The organism is Micromonospora sp. SL1-18 (assembly GCF_047921505.1).
Lineage (GTDB): Bacteria > Actinomycetota > Actinomycetes > Mycobacteriales > Micromonosporaceae > Micromonospora.
On sequence record NZ_JBLROA010000037.1, the window covers coordinates 29,988 to 49,241 of the forward strand.

15 protein-coding genes, 1 tRNA gene and 1 pseudogene are annotated in these 19,254 nt (G+C 66.6%); 10 read left to right on the forward strand and 7 right to left on the reverse strand.

Annotated features, from left to right (window positions below):
• The first annotated feature begins 155 nt into the window (after positions 1 to 155).
• Both ACNAW0_RS18805 and ACNAW0_RS18810 read left to right on the forward strand, forming a co-directional pair.
• Positions 156 to 2,003: a 2-oxoacid:acceptor oxidoreductase subunit alpha gene (locus tag ACNAW0_RS18805; RefSeq protein ID WP_416289211.1), complete on the forward strand. Its 1,848-nt coding sequence runs from the start codon at positions 156 to 158 to the stop codon at positions 2,001 to 2,003.
• Complete coding sequence (locus ACNAW0_RS18810; RefSeq protein WP_416289212.1) at positions 1,996 to 3,030, forward strand: 2-oxoacid:ferredoxin oxidoreductase subunit beta; 1,035 nt, start codon at positions 1,996 to 1,998, stop codon at positions 3,028 to 3,030. Before ACNAW0_RS18805 ends, ACNAW0_RS18810 begins: the two co-directional genes overlap by 8 nt.
• Positions 3,031 to 3,092: 62 nt before the next feature.
• Here the strand turns inward: ACNAW0_RS18810 and ACNAW0_RS18815 are convergent, their stop codons facing one another.
• Positions 3,093 to 4,106: a potassium channel family protein gene (locus ACNAW0_RS18815; RefSeq protein WP_416289213.1), complete on the reverse strand. Its 1,014-nt coding sequence runs from the start codon at positions 4,104 to 4,106 to the stop codon at positions 3,093 to 3,095.
• A 215-nt stretch (positions 4,107 to 4,321) separates the two neighbouring features.
• Between ACNAW0_RS18815 and ACNAW0_RS18820 the strand changes: the two genes are divergently transcribed.
• Together ACNAW0_RS18820 and ACNAW0_RS18825 are read left to right on the forward strand one after the other, a co-directional pair.
• On the forward strand, positions 4,322 to 4,906 hold the full coding sequence (locus ACNAW0_RS18820; protein WP_416289214.1) for a helix-turn-helix domain-containing protein: 585 nt from the start codon (positions 4,322 to 4,324) through the stop codon (positions 4,904 to 4,906).
• Positions 4,907 to 5,042: 136 nt separating this feature from the next.
• Entirely contained in the window at positions 5,043 to 5,636 is a 594-nt protein-coding gene (locus ACNAW0_RS18825; protein ID WP_416289216.1) for a ClpP family protease, read from the forward strand.
• Positions 5,637 to 5,792: 156 nt separating this feature from the next.
• Here the strand turns inward: ACNAW0_RS18825 and ACNAW0_RS18830 are convergent, their stop codons facing one another.
• Positions 5,793 to 6,569 carry an HAD-IIB family hydrolase gene (locus ACNAW0_RS18830; RefSeq protein ID WP_416289217.1) on the reverse strand — a complete coding sequence of 259 codons (777 nt, stop codon included), beginning with the start codon at positions 6,567 to 6,569 and terminating at the stop codon, positions 5,793 to 5,795.
• 686 nt (positions 6,570 to 7,255) lie between these two features.
• On the opposite strand from ACNAW0_RS18830, the gene ACNAW0_RS18835 reads away from it, so the two are divergent.
• Entirely contained in the window at positions 7,256 to 7,384 is a 129-nt protein-coding gene (locus tag ACNAW0_RS18835; RefSeq protein WP_416289218.1) for a hypothetical protein, read from the forward strand.
• Positions 7,385 to 7,443: 59 nt separating this feature from the next.
• Positions 7,444 to 7,791, forward strand: coding sequence for a DUF4190 domain-containing protein (locus ACNAW0_RS18840; protein ID WP_416289219.1), 348 nt, complete (start codon positions 7,444 to 7,446; stop codon positions 7,789 to 7,791).
• A 289-nt stretch (positions 7,792 to 8,080) separates the two neighbouring features.
• On the opposite strand, the gene ACNAW0_RS18845 is transcribed toward ACNAW0_RS18840, so the two are convergent.
• Positions 8,081 to 8,156, reverse strand: a tRNA-Arg gene (locus ACNAW0_RS18845).
• A gap of 994 nt (positions 8,157 to 9,150) precedes the next feature.
• Between ACNAW0_RS18845 and ACNAW0_RS18850 the strand changes: the two genes are divergently transcribed.
• The 3 genes from ACNAW0_RS18850 (at position 9,151) to ACNAW0_RS18860 (ending at position 10,574) form a co-directional block, all read left to right on the forward strand.
• Complete coding sequence (locus ACNAW0_RS18850; RefSeq protein WP_416289220.1) at positions 9,151 to 9,300, forward strand: hypothetical protein; 150 nt, start codon at positions 9,151 to 9,153, stop codon at positions 9,298 to 9,300.
• Between the two features lie 116 nt (positions 9,301 to 9,416).
• On the forward strand, positions 9,417 to 10,031 hold the full coding sequence (locus ACNAW0_RS18855; protein WP_416289221.1) for a YozE family protein: 615 nt from the start codon (positions 9,417 to 9,419) through the stop codon (positions 10,029 to 10,031).
• A 366-nt stretch (positions 10,032 to 10,397) separates the two neighbouring features.
• Entirely contained in the window at positions 10,398 to 10,574 is a 177-nt protein-coding gene (locus tag ACNAW0_RS18860; RefSeq protein WP_416289222.1) for a hypothetical protein, read from the forward strand.
• Here the strand turns inward: ACNAW0_RS18860 and ACNAW0_RS18865 are convergent.
• From ACNAW0_RS18865 to ACNAW0_RS18875, 3 genes and pseudogenes are all read right to left on the reverse strand, one after another.
• Positions 10,564 to 11,577 carry an IS630 family transposase gene (locus ACNAW0_RS18865; RefSeq protein WP_416289223.1) on the reverse strand — a complete coding sequence of 338 codons (1,014 nt, stop codon included), beginning with the start codon at positions 11,575 to 11,577 and terminating at the stop codon, positions 10,564 to 10,566. The two genes, ACNAW0_RS18860 and ACNAW0_RS18865, sit on opposite strands and share 11 nt — an antisense overlap.
• Positions 11,578 to 12,146: 569 nt before the next feature.
• Positions 12,147 to 13,034 (reverse strand): hypothetical protein, encoded by an 888-nt coding sequence (locus ACNAW0_RS18870; RefSeq protein WP_416289234.1) that lies wholly within the window; start codon positions 13,032 to 13,034, stop codon positions 12,147 to 12,149.
• Between the two features lie 6 nt (positions 13,035 to 13,040).
• A pseudogene (locus tag ACNAW0_RS18875) lies at positions 13,041 to 13,799 on the reverse strand (RNA-directed DNA polymerase); the annotation flags it as partial.
• 278 nt (positions 13,800 to 14,077) lie between these two features.
• On the opposite strand from ACNAW0_RS18875, the gene ACNAW0_RS18880 reads away from it, so the two are divergent.
• Positions 14,078 to 15,175 carry an integrase core domain-containing protein gene (locus ACNAW0_RS18880; RefSeq protein ID WP_416289224.1) on the forward strand — a complete coding sequence of 366 codons (1,098 nt, stop codon included), beginning with the start codon at positions 14,078 to 14,080 and terminating at the stop codon, positions 15,173 to 15,175.
• 89 nt (positions 15,176 to 15,264) lie between these two features.
• On the opposite strand, the gene ACNAW0_RS18885 is transcribed toward ACNAW0_RS18880, so the two are convergent.
• Entirely contained in the window at positions 15,265 to 18,393 is a 3,129-nt protein-coding gene (locus ACNAW0_RS18885; RefSeq protein WP_416289225.1) for a hypothetical protein, read from the reverse strand.
• Between the last annotated feature and the right edge of the window lie 861 nt (positions 18,394 to 19,254).

A 19,254-nucleotide genomic window follows, 5' to 3' on the forward strand; every position in this document is an offset into this window, starting at 1 on the left:
GACGTAGGCTCTGACGTGAGAAACGGAGCGGGCCGAGCCAGGGACGGACGGCCGGCGGCAACAGCGCGTCTAGGAGGGCATGTGGCCGGACAAGGCGGGGTCACCATCATGTTCAGCCGCCCGTGCGACGGAGCTGAACGAAGCGAGGTACGGGCGTGACCAAGCAGATCCGTCAGCTGGACCGGGTGGTGATCCGGTTTGCCGGTGACTCGGGCGATGGTATGCAGCTCACCGGCGACCGGTTCACGTCGGAGACGGCCCAGTTGGGCAATGACATCTCGACGTTGCCGAATTTCCCGGCGGAGATCCGGGCCCCTGCGGGCACGTTGCCGGGTGTGTCGAGTTTCCAGGTGCACTTCGCCGATTACGACATCCTGACACCAGGGGATGCCCCGAACGTGCTGGTGGCGATGAACCCGGCGGCGTTGAAGGCGAACCTGGTGGATCTGCCGCGCGGGGCGGACATCATCGTCAACACCGATGAGTTCACCAAGCGGAACCTGACCAAGGTCGGCTACCCGTCCAGCCCGCTGGAGGACGGCTCGCTCGACGGGTATGTGGTGCACCCGGTGGCGTTGACGTCGATGACGATCGGCGCGTTGGCTGAGCACGCGGTGTCGAAGAAGGACGCGGAGCGGGCGAAGAACATGTTCGCGCTCGGCCTGCTGTCCTGGATGTATTCGCGGCCGTACGAGTCGACGCTGCGGTTCCTGGAGCGCAAGTTCGCCGCCCGGCCCGAGTTGGTGGCGGCGAACGTGGCCGCGTTCCGGGCGGGCTGGAACTTCGGCGAGACCACCGAGGACTTCTCCGTCCGGTACGAGGTGAAGCCGGCGCGGATGCTGCCGGGCACCTACCGGAACATCACCGGTAACCAGGCGCTGTCGCTGGGTCTGGTGGCCGCGGGGGTGCGCTCGGGGCTGCCGGTGTTCCTCGGGGCGTATCCGATCACGCCGGCGTCGGACATCCTGCACGAGCTGAGCAAGCACAAGCGCTTCGGCGTGGTCACCATGCAGGCCGAGGACGAGATCGCCGCGGTGGGCGCGGCGCTGGGCGCCTCCTACGGCGGCTCCCTGGGGGTGACCACCACCAGCGGTCCCGGCGTGGCGCTCAAGGGTGAGACGATCTCCCTGGCGGTGGCGTTGGAGCTGCCGCTGCTGATCGTGGACGTGCAGCGGGCCGGCCCGTCGACGGGCATGCCTACCAAGACCGAGCAGGCCGATCTGAACATGGCCCTGTACGGCCGGCACGGTGAGGCCCCCGTCGCGGTGATCGCCCCCCGCTCCCCGGCGGACTGCTTCTACGCCGCCCTGGAGGCGGCGCGGATCGCGCTCACGTACCGCACCCCGGTGATCCTGCTGTCCGACAACTACGTGGCCAACGGCTCCGAGCCGTGGCTGCTGCCCGACGTGGAGTCGCTGCCCGATCTGCGGGTGGACTTCGCCACCAGCCCCAACGGCGAGGACGGCACCACGTTCCTGCCGTATCTGCGGGACCCGCAGACCCTGGCACGGCCGTGGGCGGTCCCAGGCACCCCCGGGCTGGAACACCGGATCGGCGGCCTGGAGAAGGCCGACAAGACCGGTGACATCTCCTACGACCCGGCCAACCACGACTTCATGGTCCGCACCCGCGCGGCCCGCATCGAAACCATCCCGGTGCCGGACGTGGAGGTGGAGGACCCTGACGGTGACGCCCGGGTCCTCGTCCTCGGCTGGGGTTCCACCTACGGGCCGATCGGCGCGGCCTGCCGCAGCCTGCGCCAACGTGGCCTGCCCGTCGCGCAGGCCCACCTGCGGCATCTGGCGCCGATGCCGGCCAACCTCGGCGAGGTGCTGGCCGCCTACGACCGGGTGGTCATCCCCGAGATGAACCTCGGCCAGCTCGCCCACGTCATCCGCGCCAAGTATCTGGTCGACGCGATCGGCTACAACCAGGTCCGCGGCCTGCCGTTCACCGCGGCCGAGCTGGAGACGATGCTGGAAGAGGTCTGCAAGAATGTCTGAGCCCGTCGCCCTCAAGCTCACCGCCAAGGACTTCAAGTCCGACCAGGAAGTGCGCTGGTGCCCCGGCTGCGGTGACTACGCCATCCTCGCGGCCGTCCAGGGCTTCATGCCGGAGCTGAACATCCCCCGCGAGCGGATCGTGTTCATCTCCGGGATCGGCTGCTCGTCGCGTTTCCCGTACTACATGAACACCTACGGGATGCACTCCATCCACGGTCGCGCGCCGGCGATCGCCACCGGCCTGTCCGCCACCCGACCCGACCTGTCCGTCTGGGTCGTGACCGGCGACGGCGACGCCCTGTCCATCGGCGGCAACCACCTCATCCACGCGCTGCGCCGCAACGTCAACCTCAAGATCCTGCTGTTCAACAATCGGATCTACGGCCTGACCAAGGGCCAGTACTCACCCACCTCCGAAGTCGGCAAGATCACCAAGTCGACCCCGGTCGGCTCGGCGGACGCCCCGTTCAACCCCCTGTCCCTGGCGCTGGGCGCGGAGGCCACCTTCGTCGCCCGCACCATCGACTCCGACCGCAAGCATCTGCAGTCGGTGCTGCGGGCCGCCGCGCAACACCAAGGCTCCGCGTTCGTGGAGATCTACCAGAACTGCAACATCTTCAACGACGGCGCCTTCGACCCGCTCAAGGAGCCGGCCACCCGCGACGACCACCTGATCCGGCTGGAGCACGGGCAGCCGATCACGTTCGGCAAGGACGGCGAGCACTGCGTCGTCCACCCGCCGGGCGGCTTCGGGCTGGAGGTCCGGGACACCGCCACCACCCCGGCCGACCAGATCGTGGTCCACGACGCAGGCGTCACCGACCCCGCGTACGCCTTCGCCCTGTCCCGGCTGCCGGGGCTGGACCTGCGTAACACGCCCATCGGCGTGTTCCGCTCCGTCGCCCGCCCCGCCTACGACAGCGTGGTGCAGGAACAGGTCGCCACCGCGAAGGCGAAGACCGACGAGACCCCGGAGCAGCAGCTCGCCGGCCTCCTCGCCAGCGGCGACACGTGGACCATCATGTGATCCGCTGATCATGCCGAAGGCGGCCGACCCCGACCGGGGCGGCCGCCTTCCGCGTTCTGACGTCAGACGCCGGCGGTCTGGGGACGGTCGTCGCGGACGTACACGATCATGTCGCCGGTCTCGATCTCCGCGCCGGCCCGGTCGGTGAGCGTCACCACCCGGCCCCGGCGGACCAGGGCGATGACCAGCGAGTCCAGCTCGCGCGGCGACCGGCCCACCTCGTCGCGGTCGGCCGAACGCATGGCCAGCGCCATGCCCTGCCCGGGGGTGAGCAGATCCTCCACCACGTCGATCAGCGGCGGGGCGGAGGTGGAGAGCCCGAGCAGCCGGCCGGCGGTCGCCGAGGAGACGATCACGTGGTGCGCGCCGCTCTGCTTGAGCAGCGGCGCGTTCTCCGCCTCGCGTACGGCGGCGATGATCCGGACCTGGCCGGCGGTGAGCTGCCGGGTGGTGAGCGCCACCATCACCGAGGCGTCGTCACTGTCGGTCGCGATGATCACCGCCTTGGCCGTCCGTACGTGTGCCTCTTCCAGCACCGCCGAGCGGGTCGCCGAGCCGTCGACGGTGACCAGCCCGGCCGAGGTGGCCTGCCGCAGCGCGGCGCCGTTCCGCTCCACCACCACGATCCGGGACTTGTCCATCCCGTTCTCGAGCAGCGCGGAGACGGCACTGCGGCCCTTGGTGCCGTAGCCGCAGATGATCACGTGGTCCTTCACGGTCCTCCTCCACCGGATCAGGCGACGGCCGTTCCGGTACTGGTCGGTCAGGACTTCCAGGGTGGTGCCGACCAGGATGATCAGGAAGAGCACCCGGGCCGGGGCGACGAACAGCACGTTGGCCAGCCGCGCCGATTGGCTGGCCGGGGTGACGTCGCCGTAGCCGGTGGTGGAGAGCGAGACCACCGAGTAGTAGAAGCAGTCGAGGAGGGTCAGCCCGCCCTCGTTGTTGCCGTCGTGGTAGCCGTCCCGGTCCAGCCAGACCACCGCCACGGTGGCGCAGACCAGGACCACCGCGGCGGCCAGACGCAGGCTGAGCGCGCGCAGTGGCGCCCGCCGGTGCGCCGGAAAATGGATCACCGTCGGTCCTGCCCCGCCGCCGTCGCCTGCACGTGGACAAGATAGCGGGTACGCCGCTCTCCCCCCGTCGGGGTGTCGGTCGCCGTGACCACCGGGCCAGCGGTAGCTGGCACGCCGGGCGGTCGACCTGGCAGTGACCGGGACCGGCCCGGTGCGCCGGCCGCGCACGCGGCATGATGGGACTCCGGGGGGACGACGACCGCGAGGAGGCCCGCATGTCCTTGCTGCGACGCGTGATCGGCGGAGTGCTGCGCCGGATGCGGCAGCGGCAGGGCCGCACGCTGCGCGAAGTCGCCAAGGCGGCCGGCGTCTCGCTGCCGTACCTGTCGGAGGTGGAGCGCGGACGCAAGGAGGCCTCCTCCGAGGTGCTCGCGGCGATCTGCCGGGCGCTCGGGATCAACCTCTCCGACCTGCTTGAGGAGGCCCGGGACGAGCTGCGCCGGGGCGAGCAGCGGATCATCGCGCCGCCCGGCGTGGCCCTAGCCCAGGTGGACCGGGCACCGGCGGTGCGTGGCGCGCGCACCGGCCCGCAAGCGCGGGTCGGCGGTGGGCCACGGCTGCACGTCACCCGGCGTCCCGCCACCCCCACCCCGCTGCTCGGTGGGGCGCTGCGGCTGCCGGCCACCGGGCCGACGCCCGTCGGCCCGGTGATCGGGTACGCGACGCCGACGGCCATCGGGACGGGCACCAGGATCTGGCTGATCCCCTCCCCGCCGGCCGGGCGCCGTCGTCCGCGTACCTCGGTCGCACTGGCCCGGCGACGGGCCCGGCCCGGCCGGCGACGGCTGGCCGCCGCGTAGGCCCGCCCGGTTCTGCCCACGGCAAATCTGCCGCCGGCAGAAGTGCTGGTCTCGGGGCCGCCGCCGACCGGAGGCTGGAGACCGCCGGTTGCCGGGCGGCCCGTCGCCCGCCGGGGGCACGGAGGGTGGTCAGGTCATGGGGTACGGCATCTGGATGTTGGACGGCGGTCAGCCGTCCTTCGGCGACCAGGTCTTCGAACGGCTGCTCAAGGAGCGCATCATCTTCCTCGGCACCGAGGTCACCGACGCCTCGGCCAACCAGATCTGCGCGCAGATCCTGCTCCTCGCCGCCGAGGATCCGGAGCGGGACATCTTCCTCTACATCAACTCGCCGGGCGGCTCGGTGAGCGCCGGAATGGCGGTCTACGACACCATGCGTTACGTCAAGAACGACGTGGCGACCCTGGCGCTCGGGATGGCCGGCTCGATGGGGCAGTTCCTGCTCTGCGCCGGCGCCGCCGGCAAGCGCTTCGCGCTCCCCCACTCGCGGGTCATGATGCACCAGCCGTCCGGCGGGATGGGTGGCACGGCCGCCGACATCACCATCCAGGCGGAGAACATGCTGCACGTGAAGCGGACCATGCAGGAGCTGATCGCCCGGCACAGTGGGCACACGCTGGACGAGATCCAGACCGACTGGGACCGGGACCGCTGGTTCACCGCCGAGCAGGCCCGCGAGTACGGCCTGATCGACCGGGTCATCACCCGCGCCGAGCAGCTTCCGGCCTGACGGCGGCCTGGCGGACGGCACGGGGCGGCCGGCGGGGCGAACGCGACGGCGGCCGGCGGGACGGTCCCCCGCCGGCCGCCCGCGCCCGACTCACGGGTAGCTGATCACCGGGCTGGTGCCGTCTGAGGTTGGGCCCTCAGCAGGCGCTCTGCCCTGCTACGCGGGCTCCGTACGCCGCTTCACCAGGCTGTCGACGAGGACCTCGACGTAGTCGGCCGTCTCTTCCCAGCAGGTCACGGAGTGACACTGGATGCCCATCGCCTTGACCGGGTAGTCGTTGCCGCCGTGGTCCAACCGGTCACCGACGAAGAGCACGTTGTCGTGCTTCAGGTCCAGGCACTCGAGCAGCTTGCGCATGCCGTACGCCTTGTCCACGCCCTTGCGGGTGACGTCGATCGACGTGGAACCGCCGCCGCGGACCTCCAGGTCGGGCAGCTTCGCGGCGACCGTATCCCGCAGCCGCTGCTTCTTGCTGCCGTCCGGGTCCCAGCCGTACTTCTCGGCGGGCGGGGCGGACTGGCCCAGCGCGGAGAAGGTGATCTGGCTGCCCCGGTCCTCGATGATGTCCCCCCAGGTCTTCGCCTCCCAGAGGTCGAGCGCCTTCGCCGACTCGGTGAGTGCCGCGACGACGCGAGCCTTGTCCGCCTCGCTCAGGTCCTCGGCGTAGATCAGCCGCCAGTCACCGTCCTGCCACCGGAGATACCGCGTGCCGCAGGTCGGCATCAGGTGCAACCGGCGCAACTTGTCCTCGGCAAGATCGAGGTGGGCCAGCACCTGCGCCTCGAACTGCTCGAACCGGCCACCGGAGATGATCAGGACGTCCACCTCGCCCAGCAGGTGGCCGAGGAGTTCCGCCATCCGACCATCGATCTGAGACTTGGAGACAGCCAGGGTGTCGTCCAGGTCGAACGCCACCACTCGAAGATCATTCATCAAGTACCACCATGTCTCGCGAGCAGGCCAGGACTTAGCAGGGTACCGACGGTGACCATCCGCCAGCCGCGAGCCCCGAGCGTCACGCTGAGCAGTCCCTCCTCGCGGAGGGTAGCAGCGGACCGAGTTGGCTCGGGCCCGGACGAGTGGGTCCGCAGTCGATCGGCGTCACGACGCGCCGCCGAAACCTGGCCAGCCGGGCGAGCCGACACACGCCTCGTTGCCTTCGGGCCAACACCCCGCGTGGGCATCGCTCACCAGACGTCCGCCGGCCGCGACCGCCGCGATCCGGGCCGGGGGCCGCCAGCAGCGGGCAGGTAAGTCCCGGAAGGCGGAACCGCGATCGTTGATCAAGGGTGTGACCTGGTGCCCCCGGCAGGATTCGAACCTGCGAACACACGGTTTAGGAAGTGTCGACAGGGCCGGAAGTCACACGCAGCGACCTGGCTTGACCTGCGCCGCCATGCCAGCCGCCACGTCCAGGAGCTGACCGCCGTTGACCCTCGGGTCCCGTCTCAACGGGCACGCCCGCACTCCCCTGCCTTGCAAAGATCAAGACCACTGTCGGCCGGCGTCGGCTACTACGGCCGGCTACTGGCCCACGGATGGCCCGTCGGCATTCGCGTGGTCTTCGCTCTACGAGTGGGTGTAGCGACAACGGTGGCCGATCCCTATAGTTCGCGATCATGGAACAGTCTGTCGCAGCCGTTCTCCTCTACGTCCTGGGCCTGTTCGTCCTCTACTGGGTGATTCGCCTGGCTGTCCGGCATGCGATCCACGACGGCGACAGGCGCCGGTCACGTGGTGAATCGTGAACGTCGGGGAACCGCCGCAGCCGGAGCATCCGAGCGGCGAAGAGAAGGTAGGACGTGCCATGACCGGTCAGCTCTCCGAGAATCAGCGAAGGTACAACCCTCTGGCGATCATGGCCTGCTGCATGGGCCTGGTTCCGCTGCTGTACATCAGCGCGGGCTATGCCGAGCTGATAGACCTGGATATCCGACTTCTAATCCCTGTGCTGCTGCTCGGCGTCAGCGCGGTTGCCGTAGGCACAGTGGGACTGAAGCAGATCAAGACGACTGGCCAACGTGGTCGCGGTCTGGCGATCGCCGCGTGCGCGGCTGGCACAGCCGTGTTTGCGGCCCAGGCCTTCTCCTTCGTGTATCTGATGGTGGTGGGCTGGTCGCCTGCCGGCTGCGGCCCACCCGACCCCTGCTGGTGAGTCGTGAACGTCGGGGCCTTGACTTCAGCGAACGTCGATGTTGCAGACCGGCAAAGCTAGCGGATGCTGGGTCGCGGATTCCCACGGCGTTCTGATGGCCGCTCGTCGGCTCGGGCACGCCAATGCCAGCGTGACGACCCGCCACTACGCCCGTGCCGTCGATGGGCGAGACGCTGAGGTCGCTCAGCCCTTGGACGCGAGCAGGGCGAAGGTGACGAGGCGATCGGGCACGCAGCGGGCACGCAAGCCCCGGAAGGCGGAGCAGTGATCGTTGATCAAGGGTGTGACCTGGTGCCCCCGGCAGGATTCGAACCTGCGACACACGGTTTAGGAAACCGATGCTCTATCCCCTGAGCTACGAGGGCGCGAGGGCCTAGTCTAGCGACCTGGGCGTTCACCTGGGGTGGCAGGGAGTGGCCCACGTTCGCCCACGTCACCCGCACCCCTGTTCTCCCAGCCCAGGACCACACCCCGAGCACACGAACCCCGGTTTGCGACCGGCGGTCGGCCACGGTGACCCGCACTGGCACCGGTTGACCCGGGTTGGCATCCGCTGGAGAGCACACACCCCGCACATCATGCAAGATCATGGTACGCCGCCCGCTCTACCGGCCCGGGATCCGCCTGCCGGCAGGAACGCGCCTCGGCGGCAAACCTCCGCGGGCTTCGAGCGCTGATTCAGGCCACAACGCGGATGCCGGGCCAGCGTTCAGCGGGGCGGTAACGGGCGAGTCTTTGCCGGGCGATCTCCGGGCTGACTCTGGTCGGGTTTACGCCGCCACACCCCGTCGAGCACGACGTCCCGCACGGCCGACGGATCGAACCCGTCGCCGTACCGCTCACGCCACACCATCTCGCGAAGGACGCCAGCGCCCCCGACCCAGGTGTCCGGCAGCCCGCCCCATCACCCCGTCCCCGACCCCGACGCCGACGCCGACGCCGACGCCGAGACTCCCGGACGACGCCCAACGTCCGGGTCAACCACGGTCTGCGCCGAACCAGCCCCCGCAACTCGTCCTCGCGCACGCTCCCACCCCCCACGTCGTCCTGCCACGTGCCGACCCGACCGACCAGCGTCTCACCGTCAGGCCCAGGTCGTCGCGTCGGTTCTGAACGAATGCGAGCACCAGTTCCTGTCCCGAGTCGCCTGTTCAGGCGAACAGCCGGCCAAGGAGAGCACCCTGGCCGGACTGCAGGACGTGCGCGGACCTCAGCGGTATCCAGAAGCACTCGAATCGAGTGGGTTCCTGCTCACCGTCGTGCTCTTCCTGGCTCGTCACCGAGCAGGCGCCGGTCCAGCGAGTTCCAACTGGAAGACGTGACGATGCTGGATCTCGAACCACTCGCGCTCTGACAGCGTTGCGTTCACCATCGTGGCGGCGGGGCAGCGCCGACCTGGCGAACGCCGGCTCCCGGCTGGCTCACCAGTTCGCGCTGATCGCCGACCTCACCCTGTTCCTGGCGTCCATGGTGGTCTTGTTCTCCGCCACCCGCTCCACCCGCCGCTGACGGGCCGCCCTCGGGCGGGGAGATAGACAACACCCCACCCGGAACGTCGGGCGTGTCGCCCACCCGGATGCGGCAGGCTTGACCCCCGACCCGCGCTCGACGAGGAGGCCACCCGCATGTCCGATCGCACCATCGCCGCCGACGACCTCGCGAAGGTCCTGGAAGACCACCCGAAGCTCAGCGCCGAGGGCTACGACCACCCGGACGTCCGGCAGCCCGACAAGCTCGTCGGCTCCCGCGACAACCTGACCCGCCGGCTGGACGAGGTGCAGGCCGCCTACGACTGGATCACCACCCTGCGCCGGGTCCGGATCACCCGCGGCACCGCCAGCAGCTACGGACTCAAGCACGAGGGTGAGCGAGCCGGCATCAGGTACGTCACGAACGGGGCGATGATCGCCGCCGCGTACCTGGCCGGCGTCACCGTCAAAGTCGTCCCCGGTGACCCGAACCCGAAGCTGGGTGTAACCACCGCCCGGCGGAAGCCGAAGCCCGTGCCGGGCAGCTTCGCGGCGTGGCTGGCGGGGCAGGTCGACCACAACGACCCGGTCGGTGACCTGGCCCGCGACGCCGCCGAGGACGACGGCTGGCCGGTCGACGGGGACTACCGGGTGTACTACGACTACCTGAACTCGGTGCACGCCATCGACGGGGCGATGCGGTCACTGCGCACCGCGTGGACCGCCTTCTCGGGCAGCGAGCCGGAAGACCCGTACGGCGACGACGAGTGACCCGCTGCGGGTCCGGCGGGAACGGCTGGCCGAACACGCTGGACGTTCCCGCCCACCGCTGGCCCGGCGTGTCCGGAACCCACGATCACCAGCCGCGGCAGCAGAGCGCCGCCGAGCAGTTCCGCGTCGAGCTCGACCGCCGAGGCATCGCCCCCCGACCCCGAGGTGCGGGAGTGGGCGCGCGAGCAGATCGCCGCCAAGGAACCATGCACCGTCAGCACAATCGTAGGCCCGACACTCGGCGCCTTCTGCTGCTGGCTCTCATCGGCACCCCGCCGGCGTCGGCGCGTCCCTCGCGAGCGGCGAGCCCGCCCACGCCGCCGACCACCCGCCCCGCGTCGAGCGGCCGGGGGCCTGCTCTACCGGGTGCTCGACGTGCCCGACCGGATCCTCGCGCCCGGCAAGGCGACGCCGTCCGCGGGCAAGCCGCGCCAGCCAGTGCGTTCCACCGTGGACCGGGTCGTCGACGTCGTCGCCCAGTCCCTTACCAAGACGAGCGTTAGTTTCTTGACCGTTGATGGTGGTTTCGGTGTTATGCCCTGATATAGGCAAGGTGCGGGTCGGCGAAGAACCCGCGCACGATCTGGGGCATCTTCTGTAGGCGCCGCAGGGCGCCGATAGCGAGGCGTTTCATCTCCGCCTGACTCGTGGGGACGGCGCGTTTGATCCGGTCGTGCTTCACGTTCTTCCACGCCCACTCGTCGGGGTTGAGTTCCGGGGAGTAGCCGGGGAGGAAGAACAGCTTCAGTCGCCCGTCGGTGGACTCCACGTACTGCGAGGTTTCCTTTGCCCGGTGGGCGGGGTGCCCGTCCACGATCAAGAACACCGGACCGTTTGCATCGGCCAGGAGCCGATTGCAGAAATCGATGAACCGGCCGGCGTTCAACGTGCCTTCGAACACCTGGAACCGCAACAATCCTTTGGCGTTGACCGCCGAGATCATATTGATCGACTTGCGTTCGCCAGTGGCGACGACGACCGGGGTCTGCCCGATCCGTCCCCACGTGGTACCGGCGTGGTGGTCCGTGCGGATGCCGGCCTCATCAGCGAAGAAGACCTCCGCGCCAGCCGCAGCGGCCTCCGCCTTGATCGCCGGGAAGGTCTCCTGCTTCCATGCCCGCACCTTTTCCGGGTCCTGCTGATAGGCCCGGTACAACGGCCGTTGCGGCGACAGGCCGAGCTTTTTCAAGATCCGACCAACGGTCGGCAGCGACAACCGCACCCGGAAATGACGCTTGATCAGGTCCCGCACCAGCTGACGGGTCCACAACGCGAACCCGAACGTATGCGCCCGTGGATCCGATCCCACGATCCACGTGTACACCCGCATCATCTGCTCATCGCTGAGCGCCGTCGGCCGGCCCGAGGCGAACTTGGTCGACAACGCCTCCAGCCCACCTTCACGGAAGGTCTTCTGCCAGGCGAACACCGACCCGCGACTGACCCCCAGGGCCTCGGCGACATCCTCAGCCCGCCACCCGTTCTCCATCAACTGGACCGCCCGGATACGTTCCTCGTGCGTCGATCTGCGGCCCTTCTTCGCCATTCGACCATTGTGTCATGTCCAGCATGGATAGTCTAGAAACTTACGAACTCCCTAGTAAGACCACCGCGTTCGATCGCCCCCAAGTCCTCACGTCGACGCGGTCCTGCCGAGCGCGAGTCCCACCGCCCTGTTGGGGAAACCGGCACGACCTCGGCCGCGAGCCCGAGGGCCGCCCCCCGTTCGAGTCGCGTGACCGTCCTCAGTCGCTGCGTAGGAAAATGTTGATGAAGACGAGAAGCTACGGCCTGCATCGCACGGCAGTGCCGGTAGCGGCACGCTGACCTGGACCTCCACGAATGGCAGAGCCACCGTGATTCGGGATCGTGCGTCGGTGGACCGGCGCGCCGAGCCGCTCGCTCCACTGTTTCACTGCCTCATTGAGTCCGGCCATGATGTCGTCGATGGTGCGAGGTCAGCGACGTGGTCGGACGCCGTCGGACGGAGCGTCCAGAATGCACGGGTCGATCGCGCCGCGGCCTGTGCACGATGCGGCTGGCCTCACACTTCCTGCCCTCGGCCGGTCGCAGCCTGCACGACGGCGCGGGCGTCATGCAGCGGCGTTGGCGAAATCATTTCGATGGCTTACTAGCTGTTGTGGATTTTTGTGCGCGCACGGTGTCGATTACGACTGCGCTAAGTGCGTCTTGTTTCGCCCCGTCCAGGAACGCGTTAGCCCAGGGTTGGGTGTCTTCGACGCGCGCCGCTATCGCAAATATATCCGTCCTATAGGCGTCAGGACATCTTCTGAGTAGCGCATTTGCGTCAGCAGGGCTTAGCTTGCCGCGAAGAGCCCCGAGCCTTGCCGCCTCGATACGCGCCAACCAGTCACTGTCGTCAGTTCGCATAATAGACAAGGCTTCGTCTAAAATTCTGTCGCTCACCTTGTCGGACGCGCGACTGAGAACCCGATACAGCCAACCGTACTGCCAGCCGAGCAGGAAGCCTGCGTGCGTAAGTGGGATCTCGACTGCGCGAACTACTTCGGTAGGGTTTGCATCTACCACCGAGAGGAGGTAGCTGCAGACGTTCTGAGTCTCCTCGGGAAATACCGTGAGAAGTTCGGCGGCATGGTTGATCGCAACGGATGAGCGAGCTGCGGCAAGGCGGCGCAAGCAGAAAACCAGTCTCGCGTGCCATATTTCCCGAGTGAGGGCGTTCGCTTTGCCAGGGCGACGTCTCATCGCATCGCGAAAAATCTCCTCCACAACTTCTGTGATGGAAGGTGCGATGTGGTCCTTGAGCTTCTCCAGGACCTCGTCGATGTCGATCTCCTGGTGGTACCAGAAGCTCCATTGAGTGTCCTCGTCGACACCGGCGGCCTCCATCAACTGAGCAAGATCGTCCGGTTCTCCGTGCTTGATGGCGTCTCGCCTGGCCTGTGCCATCCGCTGGGTGAATTCGGTCCTCGCCTTCTCGAGGTCTGCCAAATGACCTTCGTAAGTTGCGAGCTTGAGCACTCGCACCTTGCTCGCATTCATCAAGAGACCGGCACGACGGAGAGCTTCCTCTGTGACGCTTAGAGCTTGTCGGGCCTCTGGCCACGTCGGCACGCTAATGCGCATGTCGTCCCCATGACGAACGTACGGAAGGCTCGTTCGTCGAATGGACGCGTCCGAGTCGGCCAGGTAGAGAGTCGCGAGCGGGTCTGAGGTAGCAATCCCCTGAGGTAGCCCTCGCCTCTTCCCCATGACATCCCGAAGGAAAGATGCGAGGGCGTCCACTAGTGGCCGGCCGACGCCAGCCCGGACTAGTTCGGATGACAAACGACCATGCTCGACGGACTCATAGAAGCCGGCAACGTCTGCGATCACGACGTAGCCACCGCCTTGCGCCAACGGTGCTCTTTCGAATTCGTCCCATCGCTTATCGGAAGTCACGCCTCTCGGCCACAGGACTACGTCGCGAGACACCAAGAATGCTTCGATCTTCTGTCTCATCGGTTCAACGAGGGCTTCGAATACTATCCGATCTTGTAGCGTGAGTAGCATCGCGGGTCGGGTAGCAAAGCGGGTCTTGGGCACGAACACAGTACTGCCAGCACTAGGCGTGTAGTCGCCGGCGCGTAGCCGATCATCGAGGGCTGCCGTAAATCGTGTAGCTAGACGCCCTGCGACTTTGTCGTCTTCCCTGGGGGGAAGCATATCGTTAGTACGTCCGACGCGAGCCAGAGCAGCAAGCAGATCGGATCCTTCGAGCGCCTTAGATATGGGGTGGTCCGGCATCAGGACTCCTCGTCGAGAGGCAGGCACCGCCTCACCGCTGGATGGAGGTGATAACCGGTCAATGATACGGGGTCCGGCCACACGGCAGGCGCCCCCGCCTACTCAGTGCAGCGCGGCTGCCGGTCCCAACAGGAGGTTCGCGCCTGCGGGTGCCGAAAACCTCATCCGTCCTGGTCGCGGCCCTCTTGAACTGGGATCAGAACGCCGCGCAGCCTCAAACCCGCTCAGCCCGATGCACCGGCTGATCGACGTTGAGCGGTACGCGAGAATGACCCTTTGTGCTGTTGCGACTGGCCTACCTCGGTGTGACCAACACGCTCGCGCTGCTACGGCTGCTACCGATGAGCGACCGGGACAAAGACGCCGGGATCCTCGCGCTACGCCACCAGATCACCGTCCTGCAGCGGCAGATGCACGGCGAGAAGGTCCGGTTCACGCAGGCCGACCGAGCGTGGCTGGCTGCACTTCTACACCGGCTACCCAGAGACGTCCTTCGCAACCTGCGGCTGCTGGTCCGTCCGGAGACCGCGCTGCGCTGGCACCGTGACCTGATCGCCCACCGACACGCCAGAATCTCCCGACCCCGGCGGGCCGGCCGGCCACGTACCGTGCGGTCAATCCGCCGGCTGGTGCTACGCCTGGCCCGCGAAAACAGCACCTGGGGATACCGCCGCATCCACGGCGAACTGGTCGTCCTGGGGGTGAAGGTCGCCGCCTCCACCGTCTGGGAGATCCTCCAGCAGGCCGGCATCGACCCGGCACCCCAGCGGACCAGCACCACTTGGGCGACGTTCCTGCGCTCGCAGGCGCAGGCCATCATCGCCGCCGACTTCTTCGACACGACAACGTTGACCGGCGCCCGCCTGTACGTCCTTGCGGTCATCGACCACGCCACCCGCCGGGTCCGGATCCTCGGCGCCACCGCTCATCCGACCGCCGGCTGGGTTGCCCAGGCGGCCCGGAACCTGGTGATGGACCTTGAGGACGTCGGATCCCAGGTGAAATACCTGATCCGGGATCGAGACGGCAAGTACCCGACCATGTTCGACATGATTCTCGCCGACGCCGGGATCAGCATCATGCTAAGCGGTTTCCGGATGCCCCGCATGAACTCGATCATGGAACGCTGGATCCAAGCCTGCCGCCATGAACTGCTCGACCGGACCCTCATCTGGAACCACGCCCACCTGATACACGCTCTCCGCGAGTACGAACACCACCACAACCAGCATCGGCCTCACCGGGGCATCGCGAACGCCCGACCGCTGCGTCCGCTGCCCAAACCGATCACCGATCCCGCAACGCTGACACGCCTGAACGTTCGTCGGCGCGACCGGCTCGGCGGACTCCTCCACGAATACGAGAACGCTGCCTGACCAGCGCGGATGAGGTTCTCGGCACCTGCAGGGTCGACGGCACACGGGATGGCAAAGGACTGGGCCTGGTCTGGGTTTCTTGTACCGCCCTATCGCGAAGCAGTACCGTGCACCCCCGTCTCCGCCTGCGTATTCAGAAGCTCGTCTGCTATCGCTTGGAGGGAAGATGGATGAAATCCGGCTAAAGTGAGCAAGCATGTGTCCCAGCTGGGAGTCTGCAACAATTCGGCGATCAAGCGTTGTGCACGGCCCGTCTCGACCTGTGCTGTTAATGCCTCCAATGCTGTCGCCTGCTGACTCGGAACCCTTAGTGAGCAAGCAATCTCCTCAGCCCGCTCTAGATTTCCGGCTGCTATTTCGACTCGTGCAGCATGAGCCAACGCTTTTTCCTGCTCGTCGATTTCGATGAGGGTGCGGGCGACACTTTCGGCCCGTTCGTTTAGCGCTCTCGCTCGCTCAGGGTCACCCGCATGGGCTATTGCCTCCGCAACGTATGCCAGTGCCTCCGCCTGTTCCGATGGTTCCGTGATGGAATCTGCGATGACCTGCCCCCGATCGAGGTTACCAATGGCCGACACGACTCTTGCGATATCAACCATTAAACGCGCGCGGTCATATCGATCACCGATAGAGTGGCTGATCTCCTCTGCACGGTCTGCCAGAGTTCTGGCACGGTCCGTATCATCGGCCTGGGCTGCCACCTCCCCAACGTCGATCAGAGCCCATGCCCGCTGGAACGGGTCGGCAAGTGAGTTGCTGATGGCCTCAGCTCGATCAAAATTCCCGGCCTCGGCAATTGCCTCGGCAACATTGCCTAGGGCTCGGTCTTGCGTCTCTGGTTTGATCCTAGAGCGGGCGATAGTCTCAGCGCGTTCGGTGAGGCCCAAGGCGCGATCAGAATCACCGGCCCAAGCAGCCTCCCGCGCGATGCCGGCAAGTGCCCATGCCTGCTCGAACGGTTCGGCAATTAAGTCGACAATGGCCTCGGCCTGGTCGATACTGCCGATCTCGGCGGTCGCCACTGAAATGTCCCGCAACAGTCGTGACAGTTGAAAAGAGTCAGCCGTCGTTAGGGCAACTTCTTTGGCCTGTTCGGTTAGGGCATGTGCTCGACCGAAGTCGCCGGCCTCAGCTGTCGCTACTGCGACTCTCGTCAGCAGTCGTGTCCATCGATAGGGCGAGGTGTTAGAGCGAGCGGCTCTTTCTGCCTCTTCGGCCAGCCTGCGGGCCTGGTCGATGTTGCCCGACTCTGCGACGACCAAGGCGACATCGCTCAGTGCCGGCGCCCGATCGATGCCCACAACCTGAGCGCAGACGATAGTCTCTACGCGTTCCGCAGTGGCGCGGGCACTGTCGAGATCTCCCTGGTTGACGTATGCGCGTGCTATGGCGCATAGCACTCGTGCCTCAGAGTTCAGATCGATGATTGATTCTTGCGTGCACAGTTCGAAGATGGACTTCGCGACGCTCTCCGCCTTACTCACGTTGCCGATGTTGGCGGATGTGCATGCAATAAGAGATAGAGCCCAGAGGCGCTCGAGGGGGAATGTGACGGAGCTAGCGAACGCATCCGCTTGCTGGATAAGGGTGTAGGCCCAGTCCAAGTCACCCGTCGCAGCTGCTGCCCGTCCGATAAAAGCCAGCACCTGCGCTCGCTGGTAGGGGTCGGTCATGGATGCGGCGAGCGCCTCAGCCCTGTTTATAAGAGCAACAGCACGCTCGATATTGCTCGCCTCAGCAGCCCTGCGTGCAACCTGGACCAGTGCCGACGCCTCCGAAAACGATTGGGTGATAGAGGAGGCGATGGCCTCGGCTCGGTCGAAGGAACCTGCTGCAGCGGCCACCCGGGCTACCTCGGCCAGGGCTCGGGCCTGCTCCTCCAGGTCGGCGAAGGAGCTCGCCATGGTCTCGGCTCGCTCGACCAGGACGCGGGCAAGCTCGGACCTGCCAACCTCGGCGGCCACCTCTCCAATGCCGATCAGCGTCCACGTTTGCTCGTAGTGGTCGGTGATGGTGTCAGCCCTGCCCTCCGCATCTTCGATTAAGACGCCGGCCTGCTCCACATCACCGATCTCGTTTGCCGCCCTTGCGAGCTCGGCGAGGGCTTTTGCCTGCTGGTCTTGTTCGGCAATCGAGTAAGCCAGAGCTTCGCCGCGGGCGTTGTGTCCCATCCGAGCCCAAACGGCCGGAAGGCCGATGGGTATGTTCGTATTGCGTTCCATTAATGCGGTGCGATGTACCGCTAGCCGCCCCATGGCTGTGAGGTCGGGATTAGCGTGGGCCGCGATGGAGTCTTGAGCGCGGGTGATTTCCAATAAGGCCGTGCTGTCTCCGCCCGTGATGCCAAGCATTCGGTTATGGCGGCTTCGGTCGGTGGCACAATCCAACATGCGCGGCAGGTCCCCCGTTGCGCGCAATAATCGGTAGTAGCCGCGAAGCAGATATTCCGGTGTGTCGGGCGGCCAGCCTCGCGCACGGTAGCTATCAGCCCAGGTGTGCAGTCGGTGCTGGTAGGATTCGATCCGCTTCGGGCCGAGGAACCGGATGGCTGCCTGCTGCAGTTCCTCATGGCCGAGCAGGTAGACCTGGGTTGCCGGACTCCAGCGAGCGTTGTGGCGGGCAAACGTTCTGCCTGCTACTGACTGCAGGTGTTCCTCAACTTCCCAGTCAGTCCAGCCTGTCAACTCGGATAAGTCCATACCGGACAGCCCGCCTCCAGCGGCGGTGAGCAGACCAAGGAGGTCCTGCTCCGCGACGGTTCCGTGCAGCAACTGCTTGAGTTCGCGCTGAGCGTCTTGACGCACCACTTCAGCGTGCGGCGAGATCGTTAGCTTCCACCCGCTGCTCTCGGCGTGGAGGGGGTGACCGAAAGGCACATCGGTGGGGATAGGTGGATTAGGTCGTCCAGCCACCACGATGCGTAGCCCCGCAGGAGGCCGCGCTGGTAGCAGCGCGGCAATGCTATGCGCGTCCGGTCCGACGGTCACGCCACGGTCCTCATCGAGGCCGTCGACGACCAGCACCAATCGTTCCCCTCGCCGGTCGCAAAGTTCGGCCGCCTCGGCAAGCATGGCGAGCAGATGCACCTCACGGGTGGACTCGGTCAGGTACGCCGGTAGAGGCTCGCCTAGCAGTTCAGACAACTGCTCTAGCAGCACATCGACAAAGGCCGCCCGATCGCTCTGACCGGCGTAGCGTGCGGTGATGAAGAAGGACACCACCCGAATCCCAGGTGGTGGATAAAGCACGAACCAAGACATCAACGCCGACTTACCGGCCCATGCCGGCCCACGCCACCACATGAATGAGGTGCCCTCAGGGCGGCTGCAAAACTCGGCTAGCGCGGCTAGTTCCCCTTCGCGGCCATGCAACCTTTCGGGAGCGATTCGCTGCACCTGCTGGCGATATGCCGAGCGGACTGGGGCACCGCCGACAGTCGTAACGTTTCCATGAATGATTCCGGTGTTCGCGAACCCACCGATGGCTGTCGCCGACCCGCTGTCATCAACGCGCACCTTTGACCCGCCGAGCATCAGTCCTCCTGACTACCGCCCGTCAGTAATGTCCGTCTCATGTCAACCGGACCCCAGTGTTTGCGTCGCCGCCGCTGGAGGCGTCGGCGTTACCGGTGAATTCTGCAGCTACCGGCCCCTTCAGCGTGGCAGCTTGCCCGGCCACACCCGTGTTCGCCGTGCTAACGTCCTGGGCCGTCGCCCGTCCAGTTCGGATAGCGTTCACTGAGGGCCGCACTGCCGGCAAAGCGGCCCAGACTGCCACCCCAACCGCTGCTACCGTCGCCAGGGCAGAGATAGTGGTAGCCCAGCGGTTGGCTTGGCTCCACTGCAGCACCACGAGGAGGACACCAAGGCCGGCTACCAGGGCACAAGTCACTGTCAACACCACTCGCCGTCCAGTCATCGCACTATCATCGCTCACAGTGCGAAACATCGACATGCACGCTGGCCGCACTGTCGTGGCGGGGCCGCACCGTACCCAGCCTTCCTGAGTGTCTACCGAGCCTGTTGCTTGGCCGCTTCCCTTCCTGGCTTACGGTTTCGTGGTCGCGGGCCGGGAGCCCG

Excerpts from the sequence above, each read along its gene's own strand:
- ACNAW0_RS18810 (WP_416289212.1), top strand. The coding sequence starts at position 1,996 with ATGTCTGAGCCCGTCGCCCTCAAGCTCACCGCCAAGGACTTCAAGTCC.
- ACNAW0_RS18820 (WP_416289214.1), top strand. The coding sequence starts at position 4,322 with ATGTCCTTGCTGCGACGCGTGATCGGCGGAGTGCTGCGCCGGATGCGG.
- ACNAW0_RS18825 (WP_416289216.1), top strand. The coding sequence starts at position 5,043 with ATGGGGTACGGCATCTGGATGTTGGACGGCGGTCAGCCGTCCTTCGGC.
- ACNAW0_RS18830 (WP_416289217.1), bottom strand. The coding sequence starts at position 6,569 with ATGAATGATCTTCGAGTGGTGGCGTTCGACCTGGACGACACCCTGGCT.
- ACNAW0_RS18835 (WP_416289218.1), top strand. The coding sequence starts at position 7,256 with ATGGAACAGTCTGTCGCAGCCGTTCTCCTCTACGTCCTGGGCCTGTTC.
- ACNAW0_RS18840 (WP_416289219.1), top strand. The coding sequence starts at position 7,444 with ATGACCGGTCAGCTCTCCGAGAATCAGCGAAGGTACAACCCTCTGGCG.
- ACNAW0_RS18855 (WP_416289221.1), top strand. The coding sequence starts at position 9,417 with ATGTCCGATCGCACCATCGCCGCCGACGACCTCGCGAAGGTCCTGGAA.
- ACNAW0_RS18865 (WP_416289223.1), bottom strand. The coding sequence starts at position 11,577 with ATGGCGAAGAAGGGCCGCAGATCGACGCACGAGGAACGTATCCGGGCG.